This is a genomic window from Pseudomonas sp. SIMBA_041, assembly GCF_046535095.1.
Taxonomy (GTDB): Bacteria; Pseudomonadota; Gammaproteobacteria; order Pseudomonadales; family Pseudomonadaceae; genus Aquipseudomonas; species Aquipseudomonas mucoides.
Genome location: NZ_JAWRXJ010000464.1, coordinates 1 through 263, shown reverse-complemented (window position 1 = coordinate 263; position 263 = coordinate 1). Strand labels below are relative to the sequence as shown.

The window sequence follows — 263 nt, the reverse complement described above, 5'->3', positions numbered from 1 at the left end:
GTCTATCTGTATTGGCAGCTAACTGACTTTGCTTGCCTAATAAATAATCGTTTGGATCCGCAATGAACTCTCCAATAAGCCCGTCTTTACCATAAACGCTTATTTTTACATTTGGGTATAGTTGTGCTTGCGGGCTGCCGTTACTTAGAGTAGCGCCTATATCGCTAAATGTACCAGCGGTTTTAATCTGACTACTTCTATGAAAGGTATTGCTGATGGTAAGCACTGATAAGTCTGCACTAGGCAAGCTGCAGGCAGCGACA

Annotated in this window: 1 protein-coding gene; it reads right to left on the bottom strand. The window is 43.0% G+C overall.

Going from position 1 to position 263, the window contains the following annotated elements; genetic code table 11:
- Positions 1 to 226 (bottom strand): hypothetical protein (locus SB725_RS31935; RefSeq protein WP_410923469.1); only part of this gene is annotated, 226 nt, incomplete at its 3' end.
- Positions 227 to 263 lie beyond the last annotated feature (37 nt).